The organism is Cellulosimicrobium sp. Marseille-Q4280, assembly GCF_943181405.1.
Classification (GTDB): domain Bacteria; phylum Actinomycetota; class Actinomycetes; order Actinomycetales; family Cellulomonadaceae; genus Cellulosimicrobium.
In genome coordinates, this window is the sequence record NZ_CALPBY010000001.1 from 797,471 (window position 1) to 822,354 (window position 24,884).

20 protein-coding genes are annotated in these 24,884 nt (G+C 72.2%); 16 read left to right on the forward strand and 4 right to left on the reverse strand.

Annotated elements, in window-relative coordinates; translation table 11 throughout:
- The first annotated feature begins 65 nt into the window (after window positions 1-65).
- Window positions 66-683: a dTDP-4-dehydrorhamnose 3,5-epimerase family protein gene (locus tag NFS20_RS03555; RefSeq protein WP_251150342.1), complete on the forward strand. Its 618-nt coding sequence runs from the start codon at window positions 66-68 to the stop codon at window positions 681-683.
- Here NFS20_RS03555 and NFS20_RS03560 read toward each other — a convergent pair.
- Window positions 661-1,794 carry a glycosyltransferase family 4 protein gene (locus NFS20_RS03560; RefSeq protein ID WP_251150343.1) on the reverse strand — a complete coding sequence of 378 codons (1,134 nt, stop codon included), beginning with the start codon at window positions 1,792-1,794 and terminating at the stop codon, window positions 661-663. The genes NFS20_RS03555 and NFS20_RS03560 overlap by 23 nt on opposite strands.
- Before the next feature lie 98 nt (window positions 1,795-1,892).
- Here NFS20_RS03560 and NFS20_RS03565 point away from each other — a divergent pair, with 98 nt between their 5' ends.
- The 12 genes from NFS20_RS03565 (at window position 1,893) to NFS20_RS03620 (ending at window position 16,246) form a co-directional block, all read left to right on the forward strand.
- Complete coding sequence (locus tag NFS20_RS03565; RefSeq protein WP_251150344.1) at window positions 1,893-2,633, forward strand: glycosyltransferase family 2 protein; 741 nt, start codon at window positions 1,893-1,895, stop codon at window positions 2,631-2,633.
- Entirely contained in the window at window positions 2,630-3,022 is a 393-nt protein-coding gene (locus NFS20_RS03570) for a DUF2304 domain-containing protein (protein WP_251150345.1), read from the forward strand. Before NFS20_RS03565 ends, NFS20_RS03570 begins: the two co-directional genes overlap by 4 nt.
- Window positions 3,012-4,286, forward strand: coding sequence for a lipopolysaccharide biosynthesis protein (locus NFS20_RS03575; protein ID WP_251150346.1), 1,275 nt, complete (start codon window positions 3,012-3,014; stop codon window positions 4,284-4,286). Before NFS20_RS03570 ends, NFS20_RS03575 begins: the two co-directional genes overlap by 11 nt.
- On the forward strand, window positions 4,283-5,323 hold the full coding sequence (locus tag NFS20_RS03580) for a glycosyltransferase family 2 protein (protein WP_251150347.1): 1,041 nt from the start codon (window positions 4,283-4,285) through the stop codon (window positions 5,321-5,323). Before NFS20_RS03575 ends, NFS20_RS03580 begins: the two co-directional genes overlap by 4 nt.
- Window positions 5,320-6,906: a DUF2142 domain-containing protein gene (locus NFS20_RS03585; protein WP_251150348.1), complete on the forward strand. Its 1,587-nt coding sequence runs from the start codon at window positions 5,320-5,322 to the stop codon at window positions 6,904-6,906. Before NFS20_RS03580 ends, NFS20_RS03585 begins: the two co-directional genes overlap by 4 nt.
- A gap of 136 nt (window positions 6,907-7,042) precedes the next feature.
- The gene (locus NFS20_RS03590) at window positions 7,043-8,113 is read left to right on the forward strand and encodes a glycosyltransferase family 2 protein (RefSeq protein ID WP_251150349.1); all 1,071 of its coding nucleotides are present in this window, start codon (window positions 7,043-7,045) and stop codon (window positions 8,111-8,113) included.
- 222 nt (window positions 8,114-8,335) lie between these two features.
- Complete coding sequence (locus NFS20_RS03595; RefSeq protein ID WP_251150350.1) at window positions 8,336-9,442, forward strand: nitroreductase family protein; 1,107 nt, start codon at window positions 8,336-8,338, stop codon at window positions 9,440-9,442.
- Complete coding sequence (locus NFS20_RS03600; RefSeq protein ID WP_251150351.1) at window positions 9,426-10,403, forward strand: lysylphosphatidylglycerol synthase domain-containing protein; 978 nt, start codon at window positions 9,426-9,428, stop codon at window positions 10,401-10,403. The genes NFS20_RS03595 and NFS20_RS03600 overlap by 17 nt, the downstream gene beginning before the upstream one ends.
- On the forward strand, window positions 10,400-11,626 hold the full coding sequence (locus NFS20_RS03605) for a polysaccharide pyruvyl transferase family protein (RefSeq protein WP_251150352.1): 1,227 nt from the start codon (window positions 10,400-10,402) through the stop codon (window positions 11,624-11,626). Before NFS20_RS03600 ends, NFS20_RS03605 begins: the two co-directional genes overlap by 4 nt.
- Window positions 11,627-11,712: 86 nt before the next feature.
- Window positions 11,713-12,837 carry a glycosyltransferase family 4 protein gene (locus NFS20_RS03610; protein ID WP_251150353.1) on the forward strand — a complete coding sequence of 375 codons (1,125 nt, stop codon included), beginning with the start codon at window positions 11,713-11,715 and terminating at the stop codon, window positions 12,835-12,837.
- Window positions 12,834-13,865: a glycosyltransferase family 2 protein gene (locus NFS20_RS03615; RefSeq protein ID WP_251150354.1), complete on the forward strand. Its 1,032-nt coding sequence runs from the start codon at window positions 12,834-12,836 to the stop codon at window positions 13,863-13,865. The genes NFS20_RS03610 and NFS20_RS03615 overlap by 4 nt, the downstream gene beginning before the upstream one ends.
- A complete protein-coding gene (locus NFS20_RS03620; protein WP_251150355.1) occupies window positions 13,862-16,246 on the forward strand; it encodes a glycosyltransferase in 2,385 nt (794 codons plus the stop codon). Before NFS20_RS03615 ends, NFS20_RS03620 begins: the two co-directional genes overlap by 4 nt.
- Window positions 16,247-16,310: 64 nt before the next feature.
- On the opposite strand, the gene NFS20_RS03625 is transcribed toward NFS20_RS03620, so the two are convergent.
- The 3 genes from NFS20_RS03625 to gmd are packed head-to-tail and all read right to left on the reverse strand — an operon-like array spanning window position 16,311 to window position 20,762.
- A complete protein-coding gene (locus NFS20_RS03625) occupies window positions 16,311-18,797 on the reverse strand; it encodes a glycosyltransferase (RefSeq protein ID WP_251150356.1) in 2,487 nt (828 codons plus the stop codon).
- A gap of 7 nt (window positions 18,798-18,804) precedes the next feature.
- The gene (locus tag NFS20_RS03630; RefSeq protein ID WP_251150357.1) at window positions 18,805-19,770 is read right to left on the reverse strand and encodes a GDP-mannose 4,6-dehydratase; all 966 of its coding nucleotides are present in this window, start codon (window positions 19,768-19,770) and stop codon (window positions 18,805-18,807) included.
- Between the two features lie 5 nt (window positions 19,771-19,775).
- Window positions 19,776-20,762, reverse strand: a complete 987-nt coding sequence (gmd, locus tag NFS20_RS03635) for a GDP-mannose 4,6-dehydratase (protein WP_251150358.1) — start codon at window positions 20,760-20,762, stop codon at window positions 19,776-19,778.
- A 107-nt stretch (window positions 20,763-20,869) separates the two neighbouring features.
- Between gmd and NFS20_RS03640 the strand changes: the two genes are divergently transcribed.
- From NFS20_RS03640 to NFS20_RS03650, 3 genes are read left to right on the forward strand one after another with little or no spacing between them, the layout of a single operon-like run.
- The gene (locus NFS20_RS03640; RefSeq protein ID WP_251150359.1) at window positions 20,870-21,820 is read left to right on the forward strand and encodes an FkbM family methyltransferase; all 951 of its coding nucleotides are present in this window, start codon (window positions 20,870-20,872) and stop codon (window positions 21,818-21,820) included.
- Window positions 21,817-23,325, forward strand: a complete 1,509-nt coding sequence (locus NFS20_RS03645) for a glycosyltransferase family 4 protein (protein WP_251150360.1) — start codon at window positions 21,817-21,819, stop codon at window positions 23,323-23,325. Before NFS20_RS03640 ends, NFS20_RS03645 begins: the two co-directional genes overlap by 4 nt.
- Entirely contained in the window at window positions 23,325-24,842 is a 1,518-nt protein-coding gene (locus NFS20_RS03650; protein ID WP_251150361.1) for a glycosyltransferase, read from the forward strand. The genes NFS20_RS03645 and NFS20_RS03650 overlap by 1 nt, the downstream gene beginning before the upstream one ends.
- Window positions 24,843-24,884: the final 42 nt, after the last annotated feature.

Here is a 24,884-nt window from a genome sequence, read left to right on the forward strand (position 1 = left end):
CTAGGGCCCGCCGCGCGACGTCCGCGGCGGGGTCCGCCACGACGTCCGGAAGAGGAGTACGACCGATGCAGCTCCGCGAGCTCGCCGTCCCCGGTGCGTGGGAGATCACGCCGCAACAGCACGGCGACCCGCGAGGGGTCTTCCTCGAGTGGTTCAAGGCCGGACCCTTCGCCGAGGCGGTGGGGCACCCGCTCGACCTGCAGCAGGCGAACTGCTCGGTCTCCGCCGCAGGCGTGCTGCGCGGGATCCACTTCGCCGACGTCCCGCCGGGACAGGCCAAGTACGTGACGTGCGCCCGGGGCGCGGTGCTCGACGTCGTCGTGGACGTCCGCGTCGGTTCGCCGACGTTCGGGCAGTGGGACTCGGTCCTGCTGGACGACGTGGACCGTCGGGCCATCTACCTCGGCGAGGGGCTCGGGCACGCCTTCCTCTCCCTCGAGGACGACTCGACGGTCCTGTACCTGTGCTCGACCGGCTACGCGCCCGGCCGCGAGCACGGGATCCACCCGCTCGACCCGGCGGTCGGCATCGAGTGGCCGACGACGGCGCGCGACGGCTCGCCGCTCACGCCCCAGCTCTCCGCGAAGGACGAGGCCGCACCCGGGCTGCACGAGGCGGCGGAGCAGGGCCTGCTCCCGACGGCCGCGGCCGTCGAGGAGTTCATCGCCTCCCTGCGCGCCTGATCGCGGCCTCGTACGCCTCCACGTGGACGCGGGCCGCGGCGGCCCACGTGAACTCCTGCGCGCGGACGGCGGCCGCGTCGGCGAGCGCCGCACGGCGCGCGTCGTCGGCGAGGAGCGAGCCCAGCTCGCGCGCGATGGAGGTGTCGTCCGTCCCGCAGTACGCGACGGCGTCGCCGCCCACCTCCGGCAGCGAGAGCTCGCGCGTCGTGAGCACCGTCGCACGGCAGGCCATCGCCTCGAGCACGGGCAGGCCGAACCCTTCCCCGAGGCTGGGGTAGGCGAGCACGCTCGCCCCACCGAGGAAGCCCGGCAGGTCGTCGAGCGGCAGATAGCCCGGACGGCGGACCGTCAGGTGGTCGGGCACGTGCGCGATCTCGGCGTCGATCCGGTCGTCCCACCCGCGGCCGCCCGCGAGGACGAGAGCCGGGGGGCTCTCGAGCCCGGCGCACGCCTCGACCCAGCCCCGGACGAGGGCAGGGACGTTCTTGCGGGGCTCGAGCGTCCCGAGGAAGCCGACGTAGGGCGCGTCGCCGACGTCGAGCGTGCGGCGCACCCGCTCGCGCTCGTCGGTGCTCGTCGGGTGGAACCGCGCGTGGTCCACGCCGTGGTACGCGACGAAGAACTTCCCGGCGTCGGCGCCGACGAGCCGGACGACCTCGTCCCGCGTCGCGCGGGACGGCACGACGAGCGCGTCCGCGCGCCGCGACGCGACCTTGATGGCGTTGCGGAAGAAGACGGCCTTGGACCGCAGGTGCAGCTCCGGCGTCGTGAAGAAGGTGGCGTCGTGGAGCGTGACGACGGTCGGTGCCCCCGTGACGAGCGGGAGCGTGTAGTGCGGCGAGTGCACGACGTCGGGACGCACGGAGCGCACGAGCGCCGGCAGGCCGGACTGCTCCCACGCCAGGCGCGTCGCCCGACGTGCGACGTGCGAGGGCGCGGGCACGAGCTCGGCGGCCGGCGCGACGCGCGCGAAGAGGTCGACGTCGCGTCGCTGGACGGCGAGGACGAGGTCGACCCCGGCGGCGACGAGCTCGGGGACGAGCTCGTCGACGTAGCGGCCGACGCCCCCACGGTCGGCCGGGACGGCGGTGGCGTCGAGGAGGACTCGCACGAGGGCGCTCCAGTTCCTGTGTCGCGATGGGAAGGGCCGGGAGACAGGGACACTAGCAAGGCCGTCCCCCGGGACGGGCAGCGGTATCATCGTCGACCGTGACCGCCCCCGGACCTCCTCGCGTGCTCGTCGTCGTGCCCGCGTGGAACGAGGAGGAGGCCCTGCCCGGCGTCCTCGACGACATCGAGGCCTCCATCCCCTGGGCGGACGTCCTCGTCGTCGACGACGGGTCGACCGACTCCACCGCCGCCTCGGCGCGACGCGGCCGGACGATGGTCCTCGAGCTCCCGCTGAACCTCGGCGTCGGAGGGGCGATGCGCGCCGGGTACAAGTTCGCGCGCAACCACGGCTACGACGTCGCGGTCCAGCTCGACGCGGACGGCCAGCACGATCCCGCCGAGGTGCCCAGGCTCCTCGAGGTGCTGGAGTCGCAGGGCGCCGACGTCGTCATCGGCGCCCGCTTCGCCGGCGAGGGCAAGTACGCCGTGCGCGGCCCCCGGCGATGGGCGATGCGGCTGCTCTCCGTGACCTTGTCAAGGGTCACGAAGACGCGCCTGACGGACACGACCTCGGGCTTCAAGGCCTCGAACCGTCGCGCGATCGAGCTGTTCGCGCGGGACTACCCCGCGGAGTACCTGGGCGACACCATCGAGTCGCTCGTCATCGCCGCGCGCTCGGGGCTGCGGGTCCGGCAGGTCGGCGTCTCGATGCGCCCGCGCGCCGGCGGCACCCCGTCCCACAACCCCGCCAAGGCGGCCGTCTTCCTCGGTCGCGCGGTCCTGGCGCTCACGATCGCACTGACCAGGCCCGTCGTCGTGCCCGAAGGAGACCTCCCTTGAGCGGATACGTCCTCGCCCTGGGCGCGTGCGTCGCCCTCGTCGTCTTCCTGGTCGTCCTCCTCCGCCGTCGCCGCCTCCGTGAGAAGTACGCGGCCACCTGGCTGGTGCTCGCCGTGGCCGTGTGCGTCGTCGGCGCGTTCCCGGGCGTCGTCGAGACCCTCGCGGGCGTGGTCGGCGTCGAGACGCCGAGCAACCTCCTCTTCGCGCTCGCCCTCGCGGTCCTGCTCGGCGTGTGCATCCAGCTGAGCGTCGAGACCACTGCGCTCGAGGAGGAGACGCGCGTCCTGGTCGAGGAAGTCGCCATGCTCCGCTTCGACGTCGACGTCCTCACCCGCGGTTCGCGCGCGCGCACCGACCTCGACGTCGAGACGCTCACCGATGAGGGCTGACCCCTCCAGGACGCGTGCCGACCTCGGACCGATCTGGGTGGCGTGCGGGCTGGGCCTCTTCGGCCTGTCCAACTTCGTCTTCCTCGCCCTCGTCGGCCGCGACCTCGGTCCCGCGGCCTCCGCACCCGTGTCGGTCGCGTGGACCGTGCTCAACGCCCTGGGCATCGGCCTGTTCCAGCCCTTGGAGCAGGAGACCGGACGCCGGCTGGCCGCGAGCCGGGCGACCGGGCGCGGCGCCAACGTCGTCACGGCGGTCCGGTTCGGGGTCGTGGCGTCGGCCGTCGTCCTCGTCGTGGGCCTCGCCCTCATGCCGTGGCTGGCCGACGTGTTCTTCGGCTCCGCCCAGGACATCGTCGTCGTCGTGGTCCTCGGTCTCGTCGGCCAGGCGCTCGCCTACTACGCCCGGGGAGTGCTGGCGGGTCAGGGACGCTTCGTCCGGTACGGCGCGCAGCTGGGCGTGGACGGCGCGCTCCGGATCGTCCTGGCGGGCGCGCTCTTCGCCCTGCCGGACGCGTCGCGCCTGTCCTACGGGCTCGTCCTCGTGCTCGCGCCCGTGGTCGCCACCCTCGTCACGGCCTCGCCGCGCGCGCTCCTGCACGTCGGGCGGGGACATCGCGACCTTCCCCGGGGGGCCGGGATCGGCGCCCTCGTCGCCGCGTCCACCGCGGCCCAGGTCCTCGCGAGCCTCGGCCCGATCGCCATGGCAGCGCTCGCCACGCCCGCCCAGCAGGGTCTCAGCGGTCGTTTCGTCGCCGCCGTGACCGTCGCCCGGATCCCGCTCTTCCTGTTCGCCGCGGTCCAGGCGGTCTTCCTGCCGTCCCTGGCGGGTCATATCGCGCGGCACGACGTCGTCCGGTACCGGACGGCAGTCCGCGGGGCGCGCCTCGCGGCCCTGGCTCTCGCCGTCTCCGGTGTCGCGGGCGTCTGGCTGCTCGGCGAGCAGGCTCTGGCACTGATCTACGGTCCGGAGTTCGCGGTCGGGCTCTCCACCCTCGTGGTCGTGGCGGTCTCCGGCGGCGTGTTCATGCTGGCGCAGGTGCAGGCCCAGGCGCTCCTCGCCCACGAGCAGGAGCGGGTCGTCGCGCTCGCGTGGGCCGCCGGCGTCGTCGGCGCGCTCGTCTCGCTGCCCCTGCCCGGCACGCTCGACCTCCGCGTCGCGGTCGCCCTGACGATCGGGTCGGCCGTCTCGTTCCTCGCCCTGACGATCGCCCTGCGCCGGACGGACCGCCGCTGGGACCAGCTCCGCCGAGAGGCCCTCCCGTGACCCAGCCCGACGTCTCCGTCGTCGTCCTCGCCTTCGGCGCCGAGGAGTACCTGCACGAGGCGGTGCGCGCGGTCCTGGCCTCCGAGGGTGTCACGATCGAGCTCGTCGTCGTCGACAACGGCTGCACCTCCGACGCCGTCGGGCGGCTCCCTGCCGACGAGCGCGTCGAGGTCCTCACCCCCGGCCGGAACCTCGGCTTCACCGGTGGGGTGAACCTCGGCGCCCGGCGTGCGCACGGGAGGTTCCTCGCCCTCGTCAACAGCGACGCCGTCGTCGAGCCGTCGACGCTGTCCCGCCTCGTCACCCACCTCGAGGGCGCGCCCGACGTCGGTGTCGCGGGTGCCACCGTCCTCCTCGCCGACTCCCCCGGCACCGTGAACTCGGCGGGGAACCCGCTGCACGTGCTGGGTCTGAGCTGGGCCGGCCGGATGGGGACGCCCGCAGCCGAGGTCCCCGCGGTCCGCGACGTCGCCTCCGCCAGCGGCGCGTGCCTGGTCCTGCGGCGCGACCTCTGGGAGCACCTGCGCGGGTTCCCCGACGAGTACTTCGCGTACATGGAGGACATGGAGCTCAGCTGGCGGTGCTGGCAGCAGGGCCTGCGCGTGCAGGTGCTCGGCGACGCGCGCGTGCTCCACCACTACGAGTTCTCCCGCAGCCCGCTGAAGATGTACCTCGTCGAGCGCAACCGCTGGCTGCTCCTGCTCACGTGCCACGAGCGCGCCACCCTCGCCGCTCTCGCGCTCCCGCTCGTCGCGTTCGACCTCGCGCTGCTGCTCGTCGCCGTCCTGCAGGGCTGGGGTCGGCAGAAGGTCGCCGGGTGGTGGTGGTGCCTCACCCACGCGTCGTGGATCCGTCGGCGTCGTGCGGTCGTCCAGCGCGCCCGGACCGTTCCGGACCGCGAGCTGTTCTCCCTCCTCACCGACACGTTCGACCCGGCGCAGACACCTCTCCCTCCCGCGGCGCGACCGCTCGAGGGCGTGCTGCGCGCGTACTGGTCGACCGCCCGCCGACTGCTGACGCGAAAGGGTCGACCATGACCCAGACCACGGTCTCCGCCCCCGCCGCCCCTGCCACCCCCGGCACTCCCGCGTGGGTCGAGCGGGTGTTCACCGCGCGGCGCTCGACACCTCGCGCCGCGTTCTGGTCAGCCTTCGTGGCGCTGTTCGCCGTCAGCGCCCTGTGGGCCGTGAGCAACCCGCTCATGGCGTCGGTCGACGAGCCCGCGCACGTCGTGAAGGCGGCCGCCACCGTGCGCGGTGCCGAGGACCTCTCGCCCGACGGTGCGGAGAACGGCATCGGCGTGGTGGAGCTGCCGAACCTGTACCTCCAGCTCTCGCTCTACCCCAACTGCTTCGCGTTCGACCCCGACCAGCCGGCCTCGTGCCAGCCGGACCTGAGCGGCGACATCGACACGCCGACGCCCGTCCAGACCTCCGCGATCAACTACAACCCGTTGTACTACGCGATCGTGGGCCTGCCGAGCCTTCTGCCCGGGGGCGGCGAGCACACGGTCCTTCTCATGCGCCTGGTGAACGCCGCCCTGGCCTCCCTCGTGCTGGCGCTCGCCGTGCGCACGATCGTCGAGCTCAGGACGCGACGCTGGCTCGGGCTCGCGCTGCTGCTCCCCGTCACACCGACGGTCGTGAACCTCCTCGGCTCGGTCAACCCCCAGTCGATCGAGGTCACCGGCGCGGCGCTCCTGTGGGTCGCCCTCCTCGCCCTGCTGCACTCCCCGGACGCCGCGCTCACGCCGCGGCGCCTCGTGCGGGTGGGGATCGCTGCGCTCCTCCTCGCCAACGCGCGGAGCCTCGGCCCGTTCTTCGCCGCCCTGATCGTGGTGCTGTGCGTCGCGAGCGTGCCCTGGTCGACGCTGCGGGAGGTCTTCCGCGACCGCCGACTGTGGTGGGGCGTGGCGGCGGGCGTCGCCGCGTGCGCGGTCGGCACGGCCTGGATCTTCGGTGCGAGCGCGGTACCCGACGGGGGCGGTTCCGGGATCCCGCTCCGCGACGCCGTGACCTTCACGCTCGGGAACACGAGCGCCTACGTGCAGCAGCTGATCTCCGCGCTGGGGTGGCTGGACGTCGCCGTCCCCGTCTGGCTCTACCTGCTCGCCGCGGCCACCATCGGCTTCGTGGTCTTCCTGGCCTGGGCCCTCGGCCGCTCGCGGGACCGCCTCCTGCTGGCGGGACTGGCCCTCGTCGTCTTCGCCCTCCCGATCGCGTTCCAGGCGGCGCAGGCGCAGTCGATCGGGTTCTTCTGGCAGGGACGCTACATCTTCCCGCTCTCGGTCGGGTTCGTGCTCCTCGCGGGCCTGGTCGTGTCCCGCGCGGCGGACGTGCTGCCGGGGTGGCTGCACACCAACCTGCTCGCGACCCTCGGCGTCGGCCTCGTCGCGGTGAACGTCGCCGCGTTCGCGGTCAACATGCACCGCTACGTCAACGGGGCCGCCGGCGGGTGGTTCAGCACGGACGCGGACTCCTGGGCGCCCGTCGCCCATCCGCTCGTGCTCGCGGCCCTGTACACCGCGGCCTGGGCAGCGCTGGTCGTCGTGGTGCTGCGCGCGACCTCGGGCGACGACCGTCGTCGTGCGCTGACCAGCGCGGAGACCTCCGACCGCTGACGAACGACGCCCACCGCGTCCGAGGAACGGACGCGCCCGGCCACCGGCGTGCGCCGACGCCCGTCCGACGGTGACTAGACTGCTGCACGTCAAGCGTCGCTCCGTCGAGCCCGCCTCCGTCCTCAGTGAGTGTGAGATGAAGCTGTTCGTCCAGGTCCCCTGTCTCAACGAGGAGGCGACCCTCGGCTCGGTCCTCGCCTCGATCCCCCGCGAGATCGAGGGTGTCGACGAGATCCACGTCCTCGTGATCGACGACGGGTCGACCGACCGCACCGTCGAGGTCGCACGCGAGCACGGAGTGGTCCACTTCGTGCGCCACACCCGCAACATGGGTCTCGCGCGGTCGTTCCGGGACGGCGTCGACTACGCGCTCAAGCACGGCGCGGACATCGTCGTGAACACGGACGGTGACAACCAGTACCCGCAGGAGCGCATCGGCGACCTCGTCGCACCCTTGATCCGCGGCGAGGCCGACATCGCGATCGGGGACCGGCAGACCGCCACGATCGCGCACTTCTCGCCGTTCAAGAAGCTCATGCAGGGGATCGGGAGCAAGGTCGTCAACTTCGCTGCCGGGACCGACCTGCCCGACGCGGCGAGCGGGTTCCGGGCGTACTCCCGGTCGTCGCTGATCCGTCTCAACGTGGTCACGCAGTTCAGCTACTGCATGGAGACCATCATCCAGGCGGGCAACAAGCGCCTGCGCATCGCGAGCGTGCCGATCTCGACCAACGCCAAGACCCGCGAGTCCCGCCTGTTCACGAACATCGGCCAGCACATGGTCAAGTCGGGACAGGCGATCTCCCGCAGCTACATCATGTTCAAGCCGCACACCGTGTTCGTCACGCTGGGGCTCCTGTTCCTCGTGGTCGCGCTCGTTCCGTTCGTCCGCTTCCTCGTGCTGACGCTCGTCGGGGACGCGGGCGACCACATCCAGTCGCTGATCTTCGGCGCCGCCATGCTCTTCGGATCGCTCCTCTGCTTCGCGCTCCTCGTCATCGCCGACCTGCTCAAGACGAACCGCACGCTCATGGAGGACACCCTCGAGCGGCTCAAGGAGATCCAGTACGGCCGACCCGATCGCGCGGAGCGGCCGACGCTGCCCGCGTCCGGGACGGTCGCACCGGCGTCGGTCCGCACGGCCGCCGCTCGAGACCCGCAGCCCGTCAGGGTCCAGGAGGAGCTTCCCCCGGCCGCGATCCGCTGAGACGACCGGTCGCGCAGTTTTCCTCTCCTGTCCGAGCCGTGGGAGGATGCCCGTCGGCGCACTCCGTCCCGGCGCACCACGCCACGGGCCGTCGGCTCCGTGCGGACGCACCCCGACCGGTCGTCGCGCCGTCCTCTCGGAGGAGGCGTCCGGCCGCGCCGGAGACCGCCCGTCCTGACCACCGCCAGGCCCGCGTGCCGCGGGCGAACACGACGACCTGAGGTGCACGCAGTGCTGAAGAAGCTCAAGAAGTTCGCGAAGGACGCGCTGGCCGTCCCCCAGGTCCGCCGTGCCTACGAGCGGACCACCCTCGGCGTCCTCGAGGTGTTCGGCAGCAACCGCCCCGCGGCGACCGCCTACTCGGTGCTCGGGCTCGGGACGTTCAACCGCGAGCAGTACGGCATCCTCGCGGGGCGGCGCGCGTACTACCGCAACCTCAGCCGCGCGCGTCACTCGCACGTGGAGCTGCGACGCAACGTCCACCGTCTGGAGAAGGGGATCCTCATGGAGCCCCGCCGGGAGGTGTTCGCCCGCGACTACATCGAGGAGACGGTCGACTTCTACGGGCTCGCCGTCCGCGGCCGTGGACCCGGCACGGGGATCGACGACGTCGAGCTGCGCTGGGCCGATGCCGTGCTCGCGGAGTACTTCTCCGTCGTCGCGCCCGGTGAGCCCGTGGTGGACCGCGCCCGCGCCGCCTACGAGGCGTTGCCCAAGCCGGACGGCGTCGTCGTGGACCGCCCGCTCTTCCCGTACGCGCAGTCCGACATCAAGCGCAGCGACGTCTCGTACGACGACCTCCTGGCGCTCGCCCACCAGCGCCGCTCCGTCCGGTGGTTCGAGGACCGCCCGGTGCCGCGCGAGCTCATCGACAAGGCGCTCGTGGTCGGTCGCGAGGCTCCCACCGCCTGCAACCGGCTGCCGTATGAGTTCCTCGTCTTCGACGACGCGGACGCCGTGCAGAAGGTTGCCTCGATCCCCTTCGGCGCGGGCGGCTACGGGCACCAGATCCCCACCGTCATCGTCGTGAAGGGGCGCTTCGACTCCTACTTCTCCCCCCGCGACAGGCACGTGCCGTACGTCGACGCGTCCTTGGCCGCGATGGGCTTCATGCTGGCGCTCGAGACCCTCGGTCTCTCCTCCAGCGTCATCAACTGGCCGGACTTCGAGCCGCTCGAGATGAAGATGCAGAAGACCCTCGGCCTCGCCCCGTACGAGCGCGTCGTCTTTCTCATCGCCGTCGGATACCCCCGGCCCGACGCCCTCGTCGCCTCCTCCCCGAAGAAGTCCTTGGACGTGATGCGTTCGTTCAATGCGCTGGCCGAGTGACAGGGTGGCGTCGGTCTCGGGAGGTCGGCGCAGAGCGCTCCGTATCGCGCTGACGGTCGTCGTCGTCGCGGTCGTCGGCTACTTCTTCGGCCGGTCGCTCCTCGACAACATCGACGCCGTCCGCGACATCGACTTCACCCTGGACGGGTGGATCGTCGCCTCGGTGCTCCTCTTCGCCTGGGCAGTCGTCGTCTCCGGCCAGCTCTGGGGCAGGATGACCTCCGAGCTCTCAGGGCACCGCGTCCCGGCGCTCGAGGCGATCCGCGTCCACTCGTTGTCCTGGCTGCTCAAGTACGTACCCGGCCAGGTCGGGTCCGTGGTCAACAAGGTGGCGTGGGCCAAGGACGTCGGGATCTCGCGCACCCTCGTCACGCTGACGTTCGTCTACGAGAACGTCTTCCTGCTCGTCGGTTCCCTCGTCCCGCCGACCGTGGTGCTCCTCGCGATGGGGACGTTCGACGTCAGCGGGAACGGGATGCTCGTCCTCGCCCTCGTGTCGCTCGTCCCGCTCCTCGCGCTGACGAACCGCCGGTTCTTCCGCTGGGCGTCGAACCTGCTCGCTCGCCGGACGCTCAAGCGGGAGATCCCGCACGAGTACTTCCTCACCTCGCGCCAGTCGCTGCGCTTCCAGGTCCTCTACCTGCTCCCGCGCGTCGTCAACGGGGTCGGTGTCGTCGCGATCGCGATCTCGATGATCGACCCTCCGGCGTCCACCTACCTCCCCCTCGCGTGCGCGTACATCATCGCGGGCGCCGTGGGGATCCTCGCCGTGTTCGTGCCGAGCGGCATCGGTGTCCGCGAGTCGGTGTTCGTGCTCCTGGCCACGCCGTACGTCCCCGTCGAGCAGGCCATCGTCCTCTCCCTGGCCGCGCGGCTCCTGGCGACGCTCGCCGACGCCGTCGTGGCAGCCCTCTACCTCGCGCTCAGAGCGCTCTCACACCGCAAAGGACACACAGCATGAGGATTGCGATCATCGGTTCGGCCTTCTCGGGCAACAAGGGTGCATCGGCGATGCTCGAGAGCTCCGTGCAGCACCTGAGCGCGCGTGACGAGGAGGCCCGGTTCGTCCTCCTCAGCATGTACCCCGACTCCGATCGTCGTCTGAACCCGTTCGGCAACGTGCGCGTCATGCGCGCGGACCCGGTGCGCCTCGGCGTGCTGATCAACGGCGCGGCGCTGCTCCACCGTCTCCTGCCGCCGGCACGCGCCGCGATCCGCCGGGCGGTGCCCGAGGTGCGCGCGCTCGCGGAGAGCGACGTCCTCCTCGACGAGGGCGGCATCACGTTCGTCGACGGCCGCGGGAAGTTCCTCATCTACAACGTCGCCAGCATCCTGCCCGCGCTGTTCGTCGGCACGCCCGTGGTGAAGGTCGCCCAGGCGATGGGACCCTTCGAGAGCGCGCTGAACAAGCTGGCCGCGCGGGCGATCCTGCCTCGGATGGCGGCCATCGTCTCGCGCGGCGCGATCACCCACGAGCACCTCGTCGGCCTCGGCCTGAAGAACGTGCACGCGGGTGCCGACCTCGCGTTCACGCTCGAGGTCGGTCCCGACGACGTCGCGGCGGCCGAGTCGGCGGTCGACCCGGCCTTCTTCGCCGACGGCGACGTCGTCGGCTTCTCCCCCAGCGCCGTGCTGGCGAAGTCCGCCGCGGCACGTGGCGAGGACTACGTCGGCCAGGTCGTGGCGCAGATCGACCACATCACGCAGACCCTCGGCCGCAAGGTCTTCCTCGTCGCCCACAGTGCACGCGCGCACACCGACAAGGTGCACAACAACGACCTCCCGCTGTGCCGGGAGATCGCCGCGCGGGTCGCCGACCCGGAGCGCGTGCTCTTCGTCGACGACGAGCTCAGCTCGCAGTCGCTGCGGCACCTCATCTCGCGGTGCGACGTGTTCGTCGCGTCGCGCTTCCACGCGATGGTGTCGTCGCTGTCCACCGAGGTGCCGACGCTGGTGATCGGCTGGAGCCACAAGTACCGGGAGGTCCTGGACATGTTCGGGCAGTCCCGGTTCGCGGTCGGGCACAAGGAGCTCACGGACGACGTCTTCCGGTCCCTCCTGGCCGACCTGCTGGCCGACCGCGAGGCCATCCACGAGGAGATCGCGACGGCGCTCGTCGACGTGCGTCGCACGGCGTTCCAGCAGGTCGAGCTGATCGAGGAGATCGCGCGCGGGCGGGCGTAGCTCCGGTCGTGGTCGTGCGACCCGGGCGCCTCGGTCCGTCGCGAGGGCTGACCGGAAGGCCGTCGTGAGCATCTAGGCTGGGCCGCGTGCCTTCCCGCCCCGTGCTCCGTGTGACGCTCACCGTCGAACAGCTGTGGCAGCCCGTCCCGGGCGGCTCCGGGACCTACGTGCGCGAGCTGACGCAGGGCCTCGCGGCGCGTGGGGACGTGTCGGTTGCGGGCGCTCGTGCCCGTGGCGGCTCGGCGGGAGCCCACGGCCTGCCCCCGGCCATGCCCGTGCACCGGTCCGCGCTTCCCCGCCCCGTGCTCTACGAGGCCTGGTCCCGCTGGCGGCGGCCCCGGCTCGCCGGTCCACGCCCCGACGTCATCCACGCGACGACGTGGGCGGTCCCCCCGCCCTCTGCGCCCCTCGTCGTGACGGTGCACGACCTGGCGTTCCGCCGCGCGCCGGAGCACTTCACCCCCCGGGGGGTCCGGTTCTTCGAGCGTGGCCTCGACATCGTCCGGCACGAGGCGGCGGTGGTCGTGACGCCGTCCGACGCGACGAGGCTCGACTGCCTCGACGCCGGCATCGAGGACTCCCGGATCCGGGTCGTCCCTCACGGCGCGGGCGGCCTCCCCGTGACGGAGACCGAGGTCGACCGGTTCCGCCGGCGGTACGCGCTGGAGCGGCCGTTCGTGCTCTGGTGCGGTGCGCTGGAGCCACGCAAGAACGTCGCGGGCCTCGTCGACGCCTACCGGCTCCTGGCCGCGCGCGGCGCCGACCTCGACCTCGTCCTGGCAGGCCCGCCGGGTTGGGGGGACGCCGAGCACGACGTCGCGTCCCGGCTGGCGGCCGTCCCCGCCGACCGGGTCCACCGCCTGGGTCCGCTGAGCGTGCACGACCTCCACCTCGCGTACGCCGCCGCGCGCGTCTTCTGCTTCCCGTCGTGGTGGGAGGGTTTCGGCATGCCGGTGCTCGAGGCCCAGTCGCACGGGACTCCCGTCGTCACCTCCCGCGGCACGTCGATGGCGGAGGTCGGCGGCGACGGCGTGGTCCTCGTCGACCCGGCCGACCCGGACGCGATCGCCGAGGGGATCGAGCACGCGGCCGGCGAGGGGCACGACGTGCTCTCCCGCGCCGCCGTGGAGAACGCCGCCCGGTACACGTGGGAGCGCTCGGCCGCGGCGCACGTCGAGGCGTACCGCGACGCGCTGGGGGTGGTCGCATGACCGGCCCGTCGGCGCCCAGGGTGCGAGCCGTCGTCGTCACCTGGAACGGTGCGGACCTCCTGCGCGAGTCGCTCCCGTCGCTGCTCGCCCAGGACGTCGCCGACGGGGAGCTCGACGTCCTCGTCGTGGACAACGGCTCGTCGGACGGGACGCTCGCGATGCTCGCCGCCGAGTTCCCGACGGTCCGGGTGGTCGCGAGCCCCGAGAACCTGGGCTTCGCAGGAGGGGCCGAGCTCGGTCTCCGGGACCTCGACGCCGAGTACGCCGTGCTGCTCAACAACGACGCCCGCTTCGAGCCGGACGCGGTGCGGAAGCTGGTCGAGGTCGCCGACGCCGAGCCCACGGTCGGCGCCGTGACGGCGAGGATCCTCCTCACGGAGCCCGACGCGCTCGGCCGGACGCTCATCAACTCGACGGGCAACGTCGTCCGGCCCGACGGCGCGGGCGGCGACCGGGACTGGCTCGCCGTGGACGGCACGGTCGACCCGGACCCCGACGTCTTCGGGTTCTGCGGTGGCGCGGCCCTCCTGCGGGCCGCCGCGCTCCGCGACGTCGGGTCGTTCGACCCCTGGCTGTTCCTCTACTACGAGGACACCGACCTCTCGTGGCGGCTGCGCGCGCACGGATGGGCGGTGCGCTACTGCGCGGCCTCGGTCGCGCACCACCGGCACGCCGCCAGCAGCGACACGACCAGCCCGCTGTTCCGCTACTACAACACGCGCAACTCCCTCGTCGTCCTCGGCCGGCACGCACCGCTGACCGTGGTCGCGCGGTCCTCCGCGCGCCAGGTCGCCGCGGCGGTCGTGCACAGCCTCCGCCGTTCCGAACGACCCGCCGTGACCGCCGCGCGGCGGCGCGCCGTCCTCGACGCCGTGCGCCGCGCACCGACGACCCTGCGCGAGCGGCGGCACCTCTGGCGCGGAGCGGCACGTGCCCGCGCGCAGGTGTTCCGGACCGCGTCGGCACGAGGTGCCCGCTCGGAGGCCCCTCCCCCGCCCCCTTCCGTCCAGAACCAGGAGATCACGTGACCGTCGTCGTCGTCGCCACCGCACCCACGTTCGCCGCGGCCCGCGCGACGGTCCGGTCCGTCGGGCGTGCCGCCCCGAGCACCCCCGTCGTCGTCCTCGCCCTCGACGAGGGCTACGTGCCTGCGCGCGACGAAGAGGTGCGACGCCCCGAGGACGTCGTCCCGGACGCGGAGCTGCACCGCTGGGCGGCTCTGCTCACGGAGGACGGGCTCGTGCGGCTCCTCGGCGTGCGCCTCGCCGCCGATCTCCTCGCCGCGGGACGCGAGGTCCTCCTGGTCGCCGCAGGCGTGGTCCTGCTCTCCTCCCCGGCGCGGATCACGGGCCTCGTCGGAGAGACCGGGCTCGTGCTCCTCAGCCGGACGACGGACCCCCTGGCACGCCTACCCCTGGACACCGCGGCGTCGCTCGTCCCCGGTCCGCGTCTGGCCTCCGAGCTGATCGCGCTGGGGCCGACGGTCCTGCCAGCGCTCCCGTCGCTCGTCCGTCTGCTCGAGTCGTGGGAGGTGGGCGACGCCGCCCTGGACCTCTTCGCGATGGCGGTGCCCGTGACCGTCGTGCGCGACGACGCCGCGCTCGTGACCCGCTGGAACACGCCGTCCACGGCGCGTTTCGACGAGGAGGGCGCCGTCCTGCGCCGGGACGGTCGGGACGTCGTCGCGCTGGACCTCGGCGGCCTCGACCCCGCACGGCCCTGGCTCTTCGACGCCCGGAGCGACGACCCGCCGATGCTCCTGCTCAGCGAGCACCCGGCGCTCGTGCGCCGGTCCGCCGCCGAGGCCGAGGAGCGTGGGCGGGACGTCCGCCCGGCGAGCCGGCGGTTCTCCACGACCGCGTCGGGCACCCCGCTCCACCCGCACCTTCGCCACGTCTTCCGGCGGGCCGCGTCCGCGGGCGGGACGTTCCCCGACCCCTTCGCCGCCGGGGCCGCGCAGGCGCTGACCGGATGGCTGCTCGACGTGCTCCCGACGGGTCATGACGCCGGCGTGGCTCGCTATCTCGCGGCGGCGTACGACGACCGAGACGACCTGCGGGCGGCCTTCCCGCTGGTCCCCGGGCCCGACACCCCCGCACTGGCGGCCTGGGCGCTGGCGAGCGGGGTCGGCGAGGAGGCCTACGACGCGGGGCTGATGCGGGACGCCGCGAGAGCCACGGCCGACGCGCAGCGGACGGCCCCCCTGCGTCAGCAGGGCCACCACCCGCACGGGGTCAACCTCGTCGGATACCTCACGGGTGAGCTCGGGGTGGGCGAGTCGGCGCGCCTCGTCGAGCAGGCGCTCACGGCGGGCGGCGTCCGGCACTCCACCGTGTCCGTGGCACGGAACCTCCAGAGCCGAACCTCGGCCGCCTACGAGGCGTCCCAGGACAACGAGGTCTTCGACATCACGCTGCTGTGCGTCAACGCCGACCAGACCCCGGAGATCGCGGCCGCCGTCGAGACCCTCACCGCGGGGTCCCGGCGGATCGGCATGTGGTACTGGGAGGTCGAGTCGTTCCCTGCCGACCACGCCGCGGCGTTCGAGCACGTCGACGAGGTGTGGACGGCCACGGACTTCGTGCGCGACGCCGTCGCCGCCGTCTCACCGGTACCCGTCGTCACCATGCCGCCGCCCCTGCCGCAGCGGTCGCCCGAGCGCCCGGCGCTCCCCGAGGGTCTCGGCATCCCCTCCGGTCGTCCGTACTTCCTCTTCGCCTTCGACTACCTGAGCACCGTGGAGCGCAAGAATCCCTGGGCGGTCGTCGACGCGTTCCGGTCCGCCTTCGCACCCGGCGAGGGACCGGTGCTGGTGCTCAAGACCATCAACGCCGACAAGCGACCAGCCGACGCGGAACGACTTCGGCTCCTCGTCGCGGGGGACCCGGACGTCGTGCTGCTCGAGGGGTACCTCTCCGCTGCCGAGCGGGACGCCCTCGCGGCCCGCTGCGCGTGCTACGTCTCTCTCCACCGGTCCGAGGGGCTGGGCCTGACCATCGCCGAGGCGATGGCGTGGGGCCGACCGGTCATCGCCACGGCGTACTCGGGCAACATGCAGTTCATGACCGAGGAGAACTCGTTCCTCGTGCCGTGGACGAGCACGCCGATCCCCGAGGGGGCCGACCCGTATCCCGCGGGGAGCCCCTGGGCGGAGCCCGACGTGGCCGCCGCCGCCGCGCACATGCGGACGGTCGTCGACGACCCGGAGCGAGCGCGAGCGGTCGGTCGGCGGGCGGCGGAGGACATCCGGACCTTGCACTCTCCCGGGGTCGCGGGGCGCCGGATGGCCGAGCACCTGGCCGGTCTGCACGGGGCGAGCAGGAACCTCGACCAGCGGCTCACGTCGCTGCGCGACGTCGTCGCCCGCCGGGGGCGGGCGCTGCGGGGATCCCTCCCCTTCACACGGTGAGGGCGGGCGCGGCGCGCCGTGGCGCTCCGCACCCGCCCTCACCGTCCGGTCAGGCGGCGTCCGGTCAGGACGACGGGCCGAGAGCCCTTCGCACGCGCCCGCCCGCACGTCGTGCGACCTCACCGATGCCCCCGGCGCGCAGGTAGTCCCGGGCCAGGGCGAGGTCCGCACGGAGCCCGCCTCGACGCTCGAAGCCACGGGCCACGGTCTCCGGTTCCCCCAGGTCGTAGTGGAGGTCGGCCGCCCGGCGCGGGAACCGGCAGAAGTCGACGAGCGGACGAAGCACCTCGGCCCAGCGGTACGACTCCGCGAAGCCCTTCACGTTCTCCCGTGCGGCGGCGATCGCCACGTCGTCGAACAGGTAGGTCTCGAGCGCCGCCTCGAGCGCCTCGACGTCCTCCGGGGGGACCGCGGCACCCAGGCCGTGCTCGGTGATGAGGCCGCCGAAGGTGTCGCCGCTCGTCGCGACGATCGGCAGCTCGGCCCAGAGGTAGTCGAGGATGCGCGTACGGAAGCTGAACGCCGTCTCGACGTGGTGGAAGTGCGTCGAGACGCCCAGGTCCGCGTCGAGCAGGTAGTCGGCTCGTTCGCCGTACGGGACCCATCCCTCGTTGAAGAAGATGTGCTTGCCCGTCAGGCCGAGCTCGTCGGAGAGCTGCTGGAGCTCCCAGGCGATCCGCATGTCCGGCACACCAGGGTTGGGGTGCTTCAGCCCGAGGAAGTACAGGCGCACCTCGGGGTGGCGGCGACGGAGCCGGTCGACCGCGCGCACGAGGGTCAGGGGGTCGAACCAGTTGTAGACGCCGCCGCCCCAGAGGATGACCTTGTCGTCCGGACCGATGCCCGGGACGGTGCCCTTGATGGCGTGCCGGCGCTGCACCGGGTTCTCGTCGGCGATGCCGAACGGGACGACGGCGATGAGCGAGTCGAGGCTCTCGTCCTCGTCGTAGACGGCCGCGTTCACCCGGCCCTGGCCGGCCATCTGCCCGAGCCAGAAGTCACGCTGCTTCTCGGAGGCGCACAGGACGAAGTCCGCCCGCGCGAGCTGCTCGTTGAGCACGCGGGTCGTCTCCCGGATCGAGCGGTCCCGACCGCTCGGACCGAGGTCCTTCGCCTGCTCGAGCTGCTCGAGGTGCATGGGGTCGTAGACGTCGGCGACGAGGATCTTCGAGCTCTCCTTGAGCCAGGGCGCGCCCTCGAGGAGGAAGCCCTGGAAGACGATGACGTCCGCCCAGTCGGTCTGCTTGCGCAGCTCCCAACCGTGCGCGTGCACGACGTCGAACTCGGGGGACTCCACCTTGACGCCGGCCGTCGACAGGAGCCGCACCTCGGCGACCGGGGCGAGGGCGTGCGCGATCTCCCACGCACGGATCGCCGGGCCGGCCATCCGCTCCAGGAGGGGCTCGCCGGTCACGACGAGCACGCGCTGCCGCGACACGAAGTGCTCGTCGATCCCGAAGGCCTCGACGAGGTCGTGGTGCGCCGTCAGGTAGCTCTCGATCGCGTAGGCCGGCTCGATCGCGTGCCGGAACAGCGGGAAGAGCTCGCGGTCCGAGCGTCGACGTCGTGCCTGCAGGTCCCTGCGGGACTCCGCGAGCGACGGGAGCTGCTCGACGAAGTAGTCGATGGCCAGCGGGCCCGTGAGCGCCATCTTCTCGATCTCGACGGTGGCGACGTCGTCGCCGCCGGGCGACCGCTGCAGGTCGAGCATCGTGGCGTCCGTGCCGGTGCGCGCGACCGACCGACGGACGGCGAGCGCCATCGCGGCCGGGAGGGCGCGCGCGAGCGACTCGTCGTCGAGGTTCTTGTACATCGAGAGCAGCGCGTTGCGCTCCAGGAGGTACGACTCCCGGTAGTTCCCGAACTTCTTCATCGTGACGTGGTGCTTGTGGTACGCCACGGACCCCGGGACGTACCGCACGCGGTAGCCGAGCAGGTTGAGACGCCAGCCCAGGTCCACGTCCTCGTAGAACATGAAGAACCGCTCGTCGAACCCGCCGACCTCGCGGTACAGCGCAGCGGGGACGAACATCGCCGCACCCGTGCCGAAGAGGACGTCCTTCGGCACGTCGTACTCCGCGGAGTCGGGCCACTCCGCCTCGCGCTTGTAGCCCATGCCGTACCAGGTGAGCGACCCGTCGACGTAGTCGACGAGCTTGCCCTCCCAGTCCAGGACCTTCGACGCGACCGCACCGATCGACGGGTCGGCGCTCATCGCCTCGACCGCCGCGGTGATCCATCCCGGACCGGGGCGGGCGTCGTTGTTGATGAAGCCGACCCACTGTCCCGTGGCGTGCGCGACGCCGGTGTTGCACCCGCCGGCGAAACCGAGGTTGCCGCCCGACTCCACGACCTTCGCGTGCGGCACGGCCGCACGGATCCGCTCGGCGCTCCCGTCCTGCGAGTCGTTGTCGACGACGATCAGCTCGAGCCGCTCGCTCGGCCAGTCGACCTCGTCGAAGGCCCGGAGGCACGTGATCGTGTCGTCCGCGCCCTTGTAGTTGACCAGGACGACGGAGACCACACCGTCGCGCACTGTCGGCTCGTTCACGTCGGCGTCAGCCCTTTCCTGCGAGGGCGAGGTCGTGGTCGACCATCCGCCCCACGATCTCGTCGAATCCTACGGTGGGCGCCCAGCCCAGGACGGAGCGCGCCCTCGAGGCGTCGCCCACCTGCTCGGCGGCGTCCGCGGGTCGGACGAACCGCTGGTCGACCTCGACGTGCGAGCGCCAGTCCTCGATCCCGGCGCGCTGGAGCGCGACGCGGACGAAGTCCTCGACCGAGTGCGTCGCACCCGTCGCGACGACGTAGTCGTCGGCCTCCGCGTGCCGGACGGCGCGCACCATGGCGTCCACGTAGTCCGGCGCCCAGCCCCAGTCGCGGCGGACGTCGAGCCGCCCGAGCGTCACGACCCCTCCGCCGTCCCGGGCGATCCGCGCGGCGGCCGCGGTGATCTTCCGGGTCACGAAGGACTCGGGCCGCCGGGGTGACTCGTGGTTGTAGAGCACGCACGTCGAGACCGCGAGACCGCGACCGCGGTAGACCGCCGCCGACTGGTGCGCGTAGGCCTTGGCCGCGCCGTACGGCGACAGCGGACGGACCGAGGTCTGCTCGTCCTGGGGCGTGCGGTCGGGCGACCCGAAGATCTCCGCGCTCGACGCCTGCAGGACGCGCACCGGCCGCCCGGACGAGTCCTGCGCGCGACGCGCGGCCTCGAACAGGGCCACGGCCCCCAGACCGCTCACGCTGCCGGTCTCCACCGGGTGGTCCCACGAGTACGCGACGGAGCTGATGCCGCCCAGGTTGTAGATCTCGTCCGGCCGGACGTCCTGGACGATCCGGGCGACGCCCTCGGCGTCCCGGAGGTCCCCGACGTGGACCTCGACCCCCTCCGGGACGGAGGTCCCGGCCGGGGTCGACGTCGAGTGCACGATGCCGTGGACCTCGACGCCCTCGGCCACGAGACGCTCGGCGAGGTAGGAGCCGTCCTGACCGGTGACGCCGGTCACGAGGGCTGTCGTCATCCCCGTCACCGACCGGCGTGCCCGGACTGCTCCCGGAGGTCGTTCTCGACCATCATCCCCACGAGCCCCGGGAAGTCGACCTTGCGCTCCCAGCCGAGCTTCTCGTGCGCCTTGGCCGGGTCGCCGATGAGCAGCTCCACCTCGGCCGGACGCATGAACCGCGGGTCCTGCTTCACGTAGCCGGACCAGTCCTCGATGCCGACGTGGGCGAAGGCGTGGTCGAGAAGGTCGCGGATCGAGTGCGTCTCGCCCGTCGCGACGACGTAGTCGTCGGCCTCCGGCTGCTGGAGCATGAGCCACATCGCCTCGACGTAGTCCCCCGCGAAGCCCCAGTCGCGCTTGGCGTCGAGGTTCCCGAGGACGAGGTCGTCCTGGAGACCGAGCTTGATCCGCGCGACCGCCTGCGTCACCTTGCGCGTGACGAACTCCGGGCCGCGGCGCGGGGACTCGTGGTTGAAGAGGATGCCGCTGGAGGCGTGCATGCCGTACGACTCGCGGTAGTTGATGGTCATGTAGTGACCGAAGACCTTGGCGACACCGTAGGGCGAGCGCGGCCAGAGGAGGGTCGACTCGCGCTGCGGGACCTCCTGCACCTTGCCGAACATCTCCGAGCTTGACGCCTGGTAGAAGCGGACCTTCGACGGGTCGTCGTTCGAGTAGAGCCGCACGGCCTCGAGGATGTTGAGCACACCCTTGCCGGTGACGTCGCTCGTCAGCGTGGCGTTCTCCCACGAGTAGGCCACGAACGAGATCGCGCCGAGGTTGTACACCTCGTCGGGCTGGGCGACCTGGAGCGCGCGCAGCAGCGACGAGAGGTCGGTCAGGTCACCCGTGACGAGCTTGACGTCGGGCACGGTCTCACGGACCAGGTCGAGCTTCGGGTTGTTCTGTCCACGGATGAGCCCGTAGACCTCGTAACCCTTCGAGAGCAGCAGCTCCGAGAGGTACAGACCGTCCTGGCCGGTGATGCCGGTGATGAGCGCGCGTGCCATGGTTCCTCGTCTGGTCGGTTTCGGGGACCGAGCAAGCGTAGCCGAGGGCCGAGGACCCGCGTCGAGGCGTGCACGGCGAGCCGTTCGTCGTGGATATGCTGGCGCCCATGCCCGACGGTCCCCTCATCTCGTACGCGCAGAACCACGAAGACGTGGTGCTCTGGCGCGCTCTCGGCCACGTCCACGGCGGTCGCTACGTGGAGGTGGGTGCCAACGAACCCCTGCGCCACTCGGTGAGCCGCACCTTCTACGAGAGGGGATGGTGCGGCCTGACGGTCGAGCCCGTCCCTACCTACGTGGAGGCCCATCGCCGCGAGCGTCCCCGGGACATCCAGGCGCAGGTCGCCGTGACGTCCGCCGACGTCGACGAGATCACGCTGCACCTCATCCCGGACAGCGGGCTCTCCACCCTCGTGGACGACGTGAGCGCACGTCACGAGGAGGCAGGTTTCGCCCACGAGGACGTCACCGTCGAGGCCCGACGGCTCGACGCGCTGCTCGAGAGCACGGGGTGGGAGCCCCGCGACATCCACTTCCTCCTCGTCGACGTCGAGGGTGCCGAGGCGGACGTCCTCGCGAGCATCGACCTGACCCACTGGCGGCCCTGGGTGCTGGTCATCGAGTCGACGGCCCCCTTGTCGACCACCCCGACCCACGACGTGTGGGAGCCCGCGATCCTGGAGGCGGGGTACGAGTTCTGCCTGTTCGACGGCATCTCGCGCTTCTACGTCGCCAGCGAACGGGCGGACGCGCTGCGGTCGAAGCTCTCGTATCCGGCCTGCGCTCTGGACGACTACACCCCGTACACGCTGGTCGAGGCGGAGTCCAACTACGCCCGCGAGCTCGGCGACAAGTCGAACCAGGTCTCCGACGTGTCGCGCCAGCTCGTGCACTGGCGCAACCAGGCGCTGGTGCAGTGGGCCGAGGCGCAGGCTCGTCAGCCGGCAGTGGACGAGTCCGCGCGCCAGGAGCTCGAGGCGATGCGGCGGACCTTGTCCTGGCGGGTCACACGACCGCTCCGCCTCGTCCGCCGGCTGGCCGCGAGGAAGGGTTCGTGACCTCACCCGCGACCGGCGCCGCGCGCTACCTGGACGCGCTCGACCGTCGGCTCGCGAGCGCGGCGGAGATCGTCCTCGGTACCGAGGGCAGCCCTGTCGACGGGCCGCCCGGGACCACGGCGGCGCAGCTGCTCCCGCTCCTCGTCGCTGCCGCACGGCTCGACGAAGCCGGGGACGACGTCCGCTGGCTCGTGCTCGTCGCCGTGTTCGCGCGATACCCCACGTCGGACGAGTTCGTCGCGTTCCGACGCTCGCTCGAGCTCGACGCGCCCGAGTCCGTTGAAGCGGACCTCCTGGCCACGGCGATGCGCAACCCTGCCCGTCACGCCGACGGACCGATGGTCATCGTCCGCTCGGTGGTCGTCGAAGTGAACTACAGCGCTCGCCACGACCACCACACCGGCATCCAGCGGGTCGTGCGCGAGACGGTGCCGCGGTGGGCCGACCACCACGAGGTCACCATCACCGCGTGGGGTGACGACAACGCGGCGCTCCGCACCCTGGCGCCTCGCGAGAGGGCTCGCGTGCTGTCGTTCGGCCAGGACACTCCGCTGCTCGAGTCGGAGACGGACTACGTCCACACGGTCGTGGTCCCCTGGCACACGCGAGTCCTGCTTCCGGACGTGCCCGTCGGGGCCGCGAGCGACGTCCTCGCGACGCTCGCTCGGTGGTCGGGCAGCACGGTCGGGCTGGTGGGCTACGACCTCATCCCCATCACGAGCGCGGACCTCCGTCCGTGGGGTGAGGCGAACGGGACGGCAGGGCTCCTGCACGTGGTCAAGCACGCCGACCGCGTGGCGTGCATCAGCCGTTCCGCGTCGGCGGAGTTCCGCGGTTTCGTGGAAGCCCTCCCGGCGCAAGGTCTCGTCGGACCGCACGTCGACGAGGTCCAGCTACCGGCCATCTCCTCACCGATGCCGGGCTCGGGCCTCGCACGCCCCGCGTCCGTACGCCCCGTCGTGCTCTGCACCGGTACGCGCGAGCCCCACAAGAACCACCGCGCCGTCGTCCACGCCGCCGAGCGCCTGTGGCGCGAGGGCGTGGACTTCGAACTCCGCCTCGTCGGCGGGTTCGGCTGGTCCGACGACCCGCTGGGCGACGCCACCGCGCGGCTCCGGGCCGAGGGCCGACCGCTCGTCGAGCTGGGCCGCGTCAGCGAGCAGGTCCTGTGGGATGAGCTGCGAGCGGCCGACGCGGTCGCGTTCGTCTCGCTGCACGAGGGCTACGGCCTCCCGATCGCCGAGGCGCTCTCGGTGGGTACTCCGGTGCTGACCACGGCCTACGGCAGCCAGGCGGAGGTCGCCGCCGACGGCGGGTGCGTGCTGGTCGACCCGCGCGACGACGACCAGGTGACCGAAGGACTGCGCAGGCTCGTGACCGACGGCGACCTGCGCGAGCGGCTCAAGGACGAGGCGCGGAACCGTCCGGAACGGACGTGGGACGACTACGCCGCCGACCTGTGGGACTTCCTGACAGGAGCGGAGCCGCCGAAGGGGGAGCACTGATGACGCCGACGAGAGTTCGGATCTGGCGACGGTCCGACCGCAACCAACCGCACATCGGCGCCGACACCGTCGCGGCGTGGTCCCGACGGGTCCCGATTCTCGCGGCGGCGCTCGACACCGCGGCAGAGGTTCCGGAGGTCTCCCCCGAAGCTGTCCGAGACGCCGTCCTCAGGATCGTCGACGCCTCCGATCCGGCACAGGTGTGGCTGGCCCTCGCTGTCCTCTCCGCGACCCTGCCCGACGACACCACCGTCATCGAGACGTCGCGGGCGAGCGAGTCGGACCCGTCCGCGCTGGTGCGCCGGCTCGGTCTCCTCACCACCGCGGAGTCTGCGCGGCGACGCGTCAGGGTGGAGTCGGATCGCACCGTCGTCGACGTCGCCCACACCGCGTCGACCACCCTCATGACGGGCATCCAGCGCGTGGCCCGCGAGTCGACGCGGCGATGGCTCGCGCACGACGTCCTGCTCGTCTCCTGGAGCGCCGATCTCGATGCGGTCAGGGAGCTCACGCCCGCGGAGCACGACCGCATCGTCCGCGCAGCGGCTGCGGTGGAGGACGAGCGCTCCGAGACGGAGCAGACGTTCGTCGTCCCCTGGCGGACCACGTACGTCCTGCCCGAGCTGGCGATCGACCAGGCGAGGACTGAGCGTCTCCGGACGCTCGCGCGATTCTCGGGCGGTGAGTTCACCGCCATCGGCTTCGACCTCATCCCGCTCACCACCGGTGAGACGACTGCGCCGGGGATGCCCGGTGCGTTCGCCGGCGCGATGACCGTGCTGCGTCACGGCGCGCGGGTCGCGCCGATCTCGCGGGCCGCTGCTGTGGAGTACGCGGGGTGGCGGACCATGCTCGGCGCGACGGGCCTCGGTGGACCGGTGATCGAGCCCGTGCTCCTGCCGGCCGAGGCACCGCCGTCGACCGAGAGCGATCTCGCGGACGCGTCCGAGCGTTTCGTCGTCGGCACACTTCCCCTCGTGCTGGTCGTCGGGAGCCACGAGCCGCGCAAGAACCATCGGGCGGTGCTGCACGCGGCCGAGGTCCTGTGGCGCGAGGGCAACGAGTTCTCGCTCACGTTCGTCGGGGGCAACGCATGGCGCAGCGAGGACTTCACCCAGCGGCTGCGCACTCTCCAGCAGCAGGGCCTGCCGGTGGAGTCGGCGTCCCGTGTACCGGACCGGCTCCTCTGGGCCGCCTATCGTCTCGCCCGGTTCACCGTCTTCCCGTCGCTCAACGAGGGCTACGGCCTCCCCGTCGCGGAGTCGCTCGCCGTCGGGACCCCGGTGGTCACCTCGGCGTTCGGTAGCATGGCGGAGATCGCCGACGGTGGCGGGGCCCTCCTGGTCGACCCTCGCGACGACGTCTCGCTGCGAGACGGCATGCGTGCCCTCCTCGCCGACGACTCGACGCTCCTCCGGCTCCGTGCCGAGGCGGCCACACGGTCGATCCGCACGTGGGACGAGTATGCGGAGGATGTGTGGCGCTTCCTCGTGGAGGGCGCTCCCCCGGCCCCGTGAGGCCGGACGGCACGACTACTGTAGGGCGACCTCACGGAACCC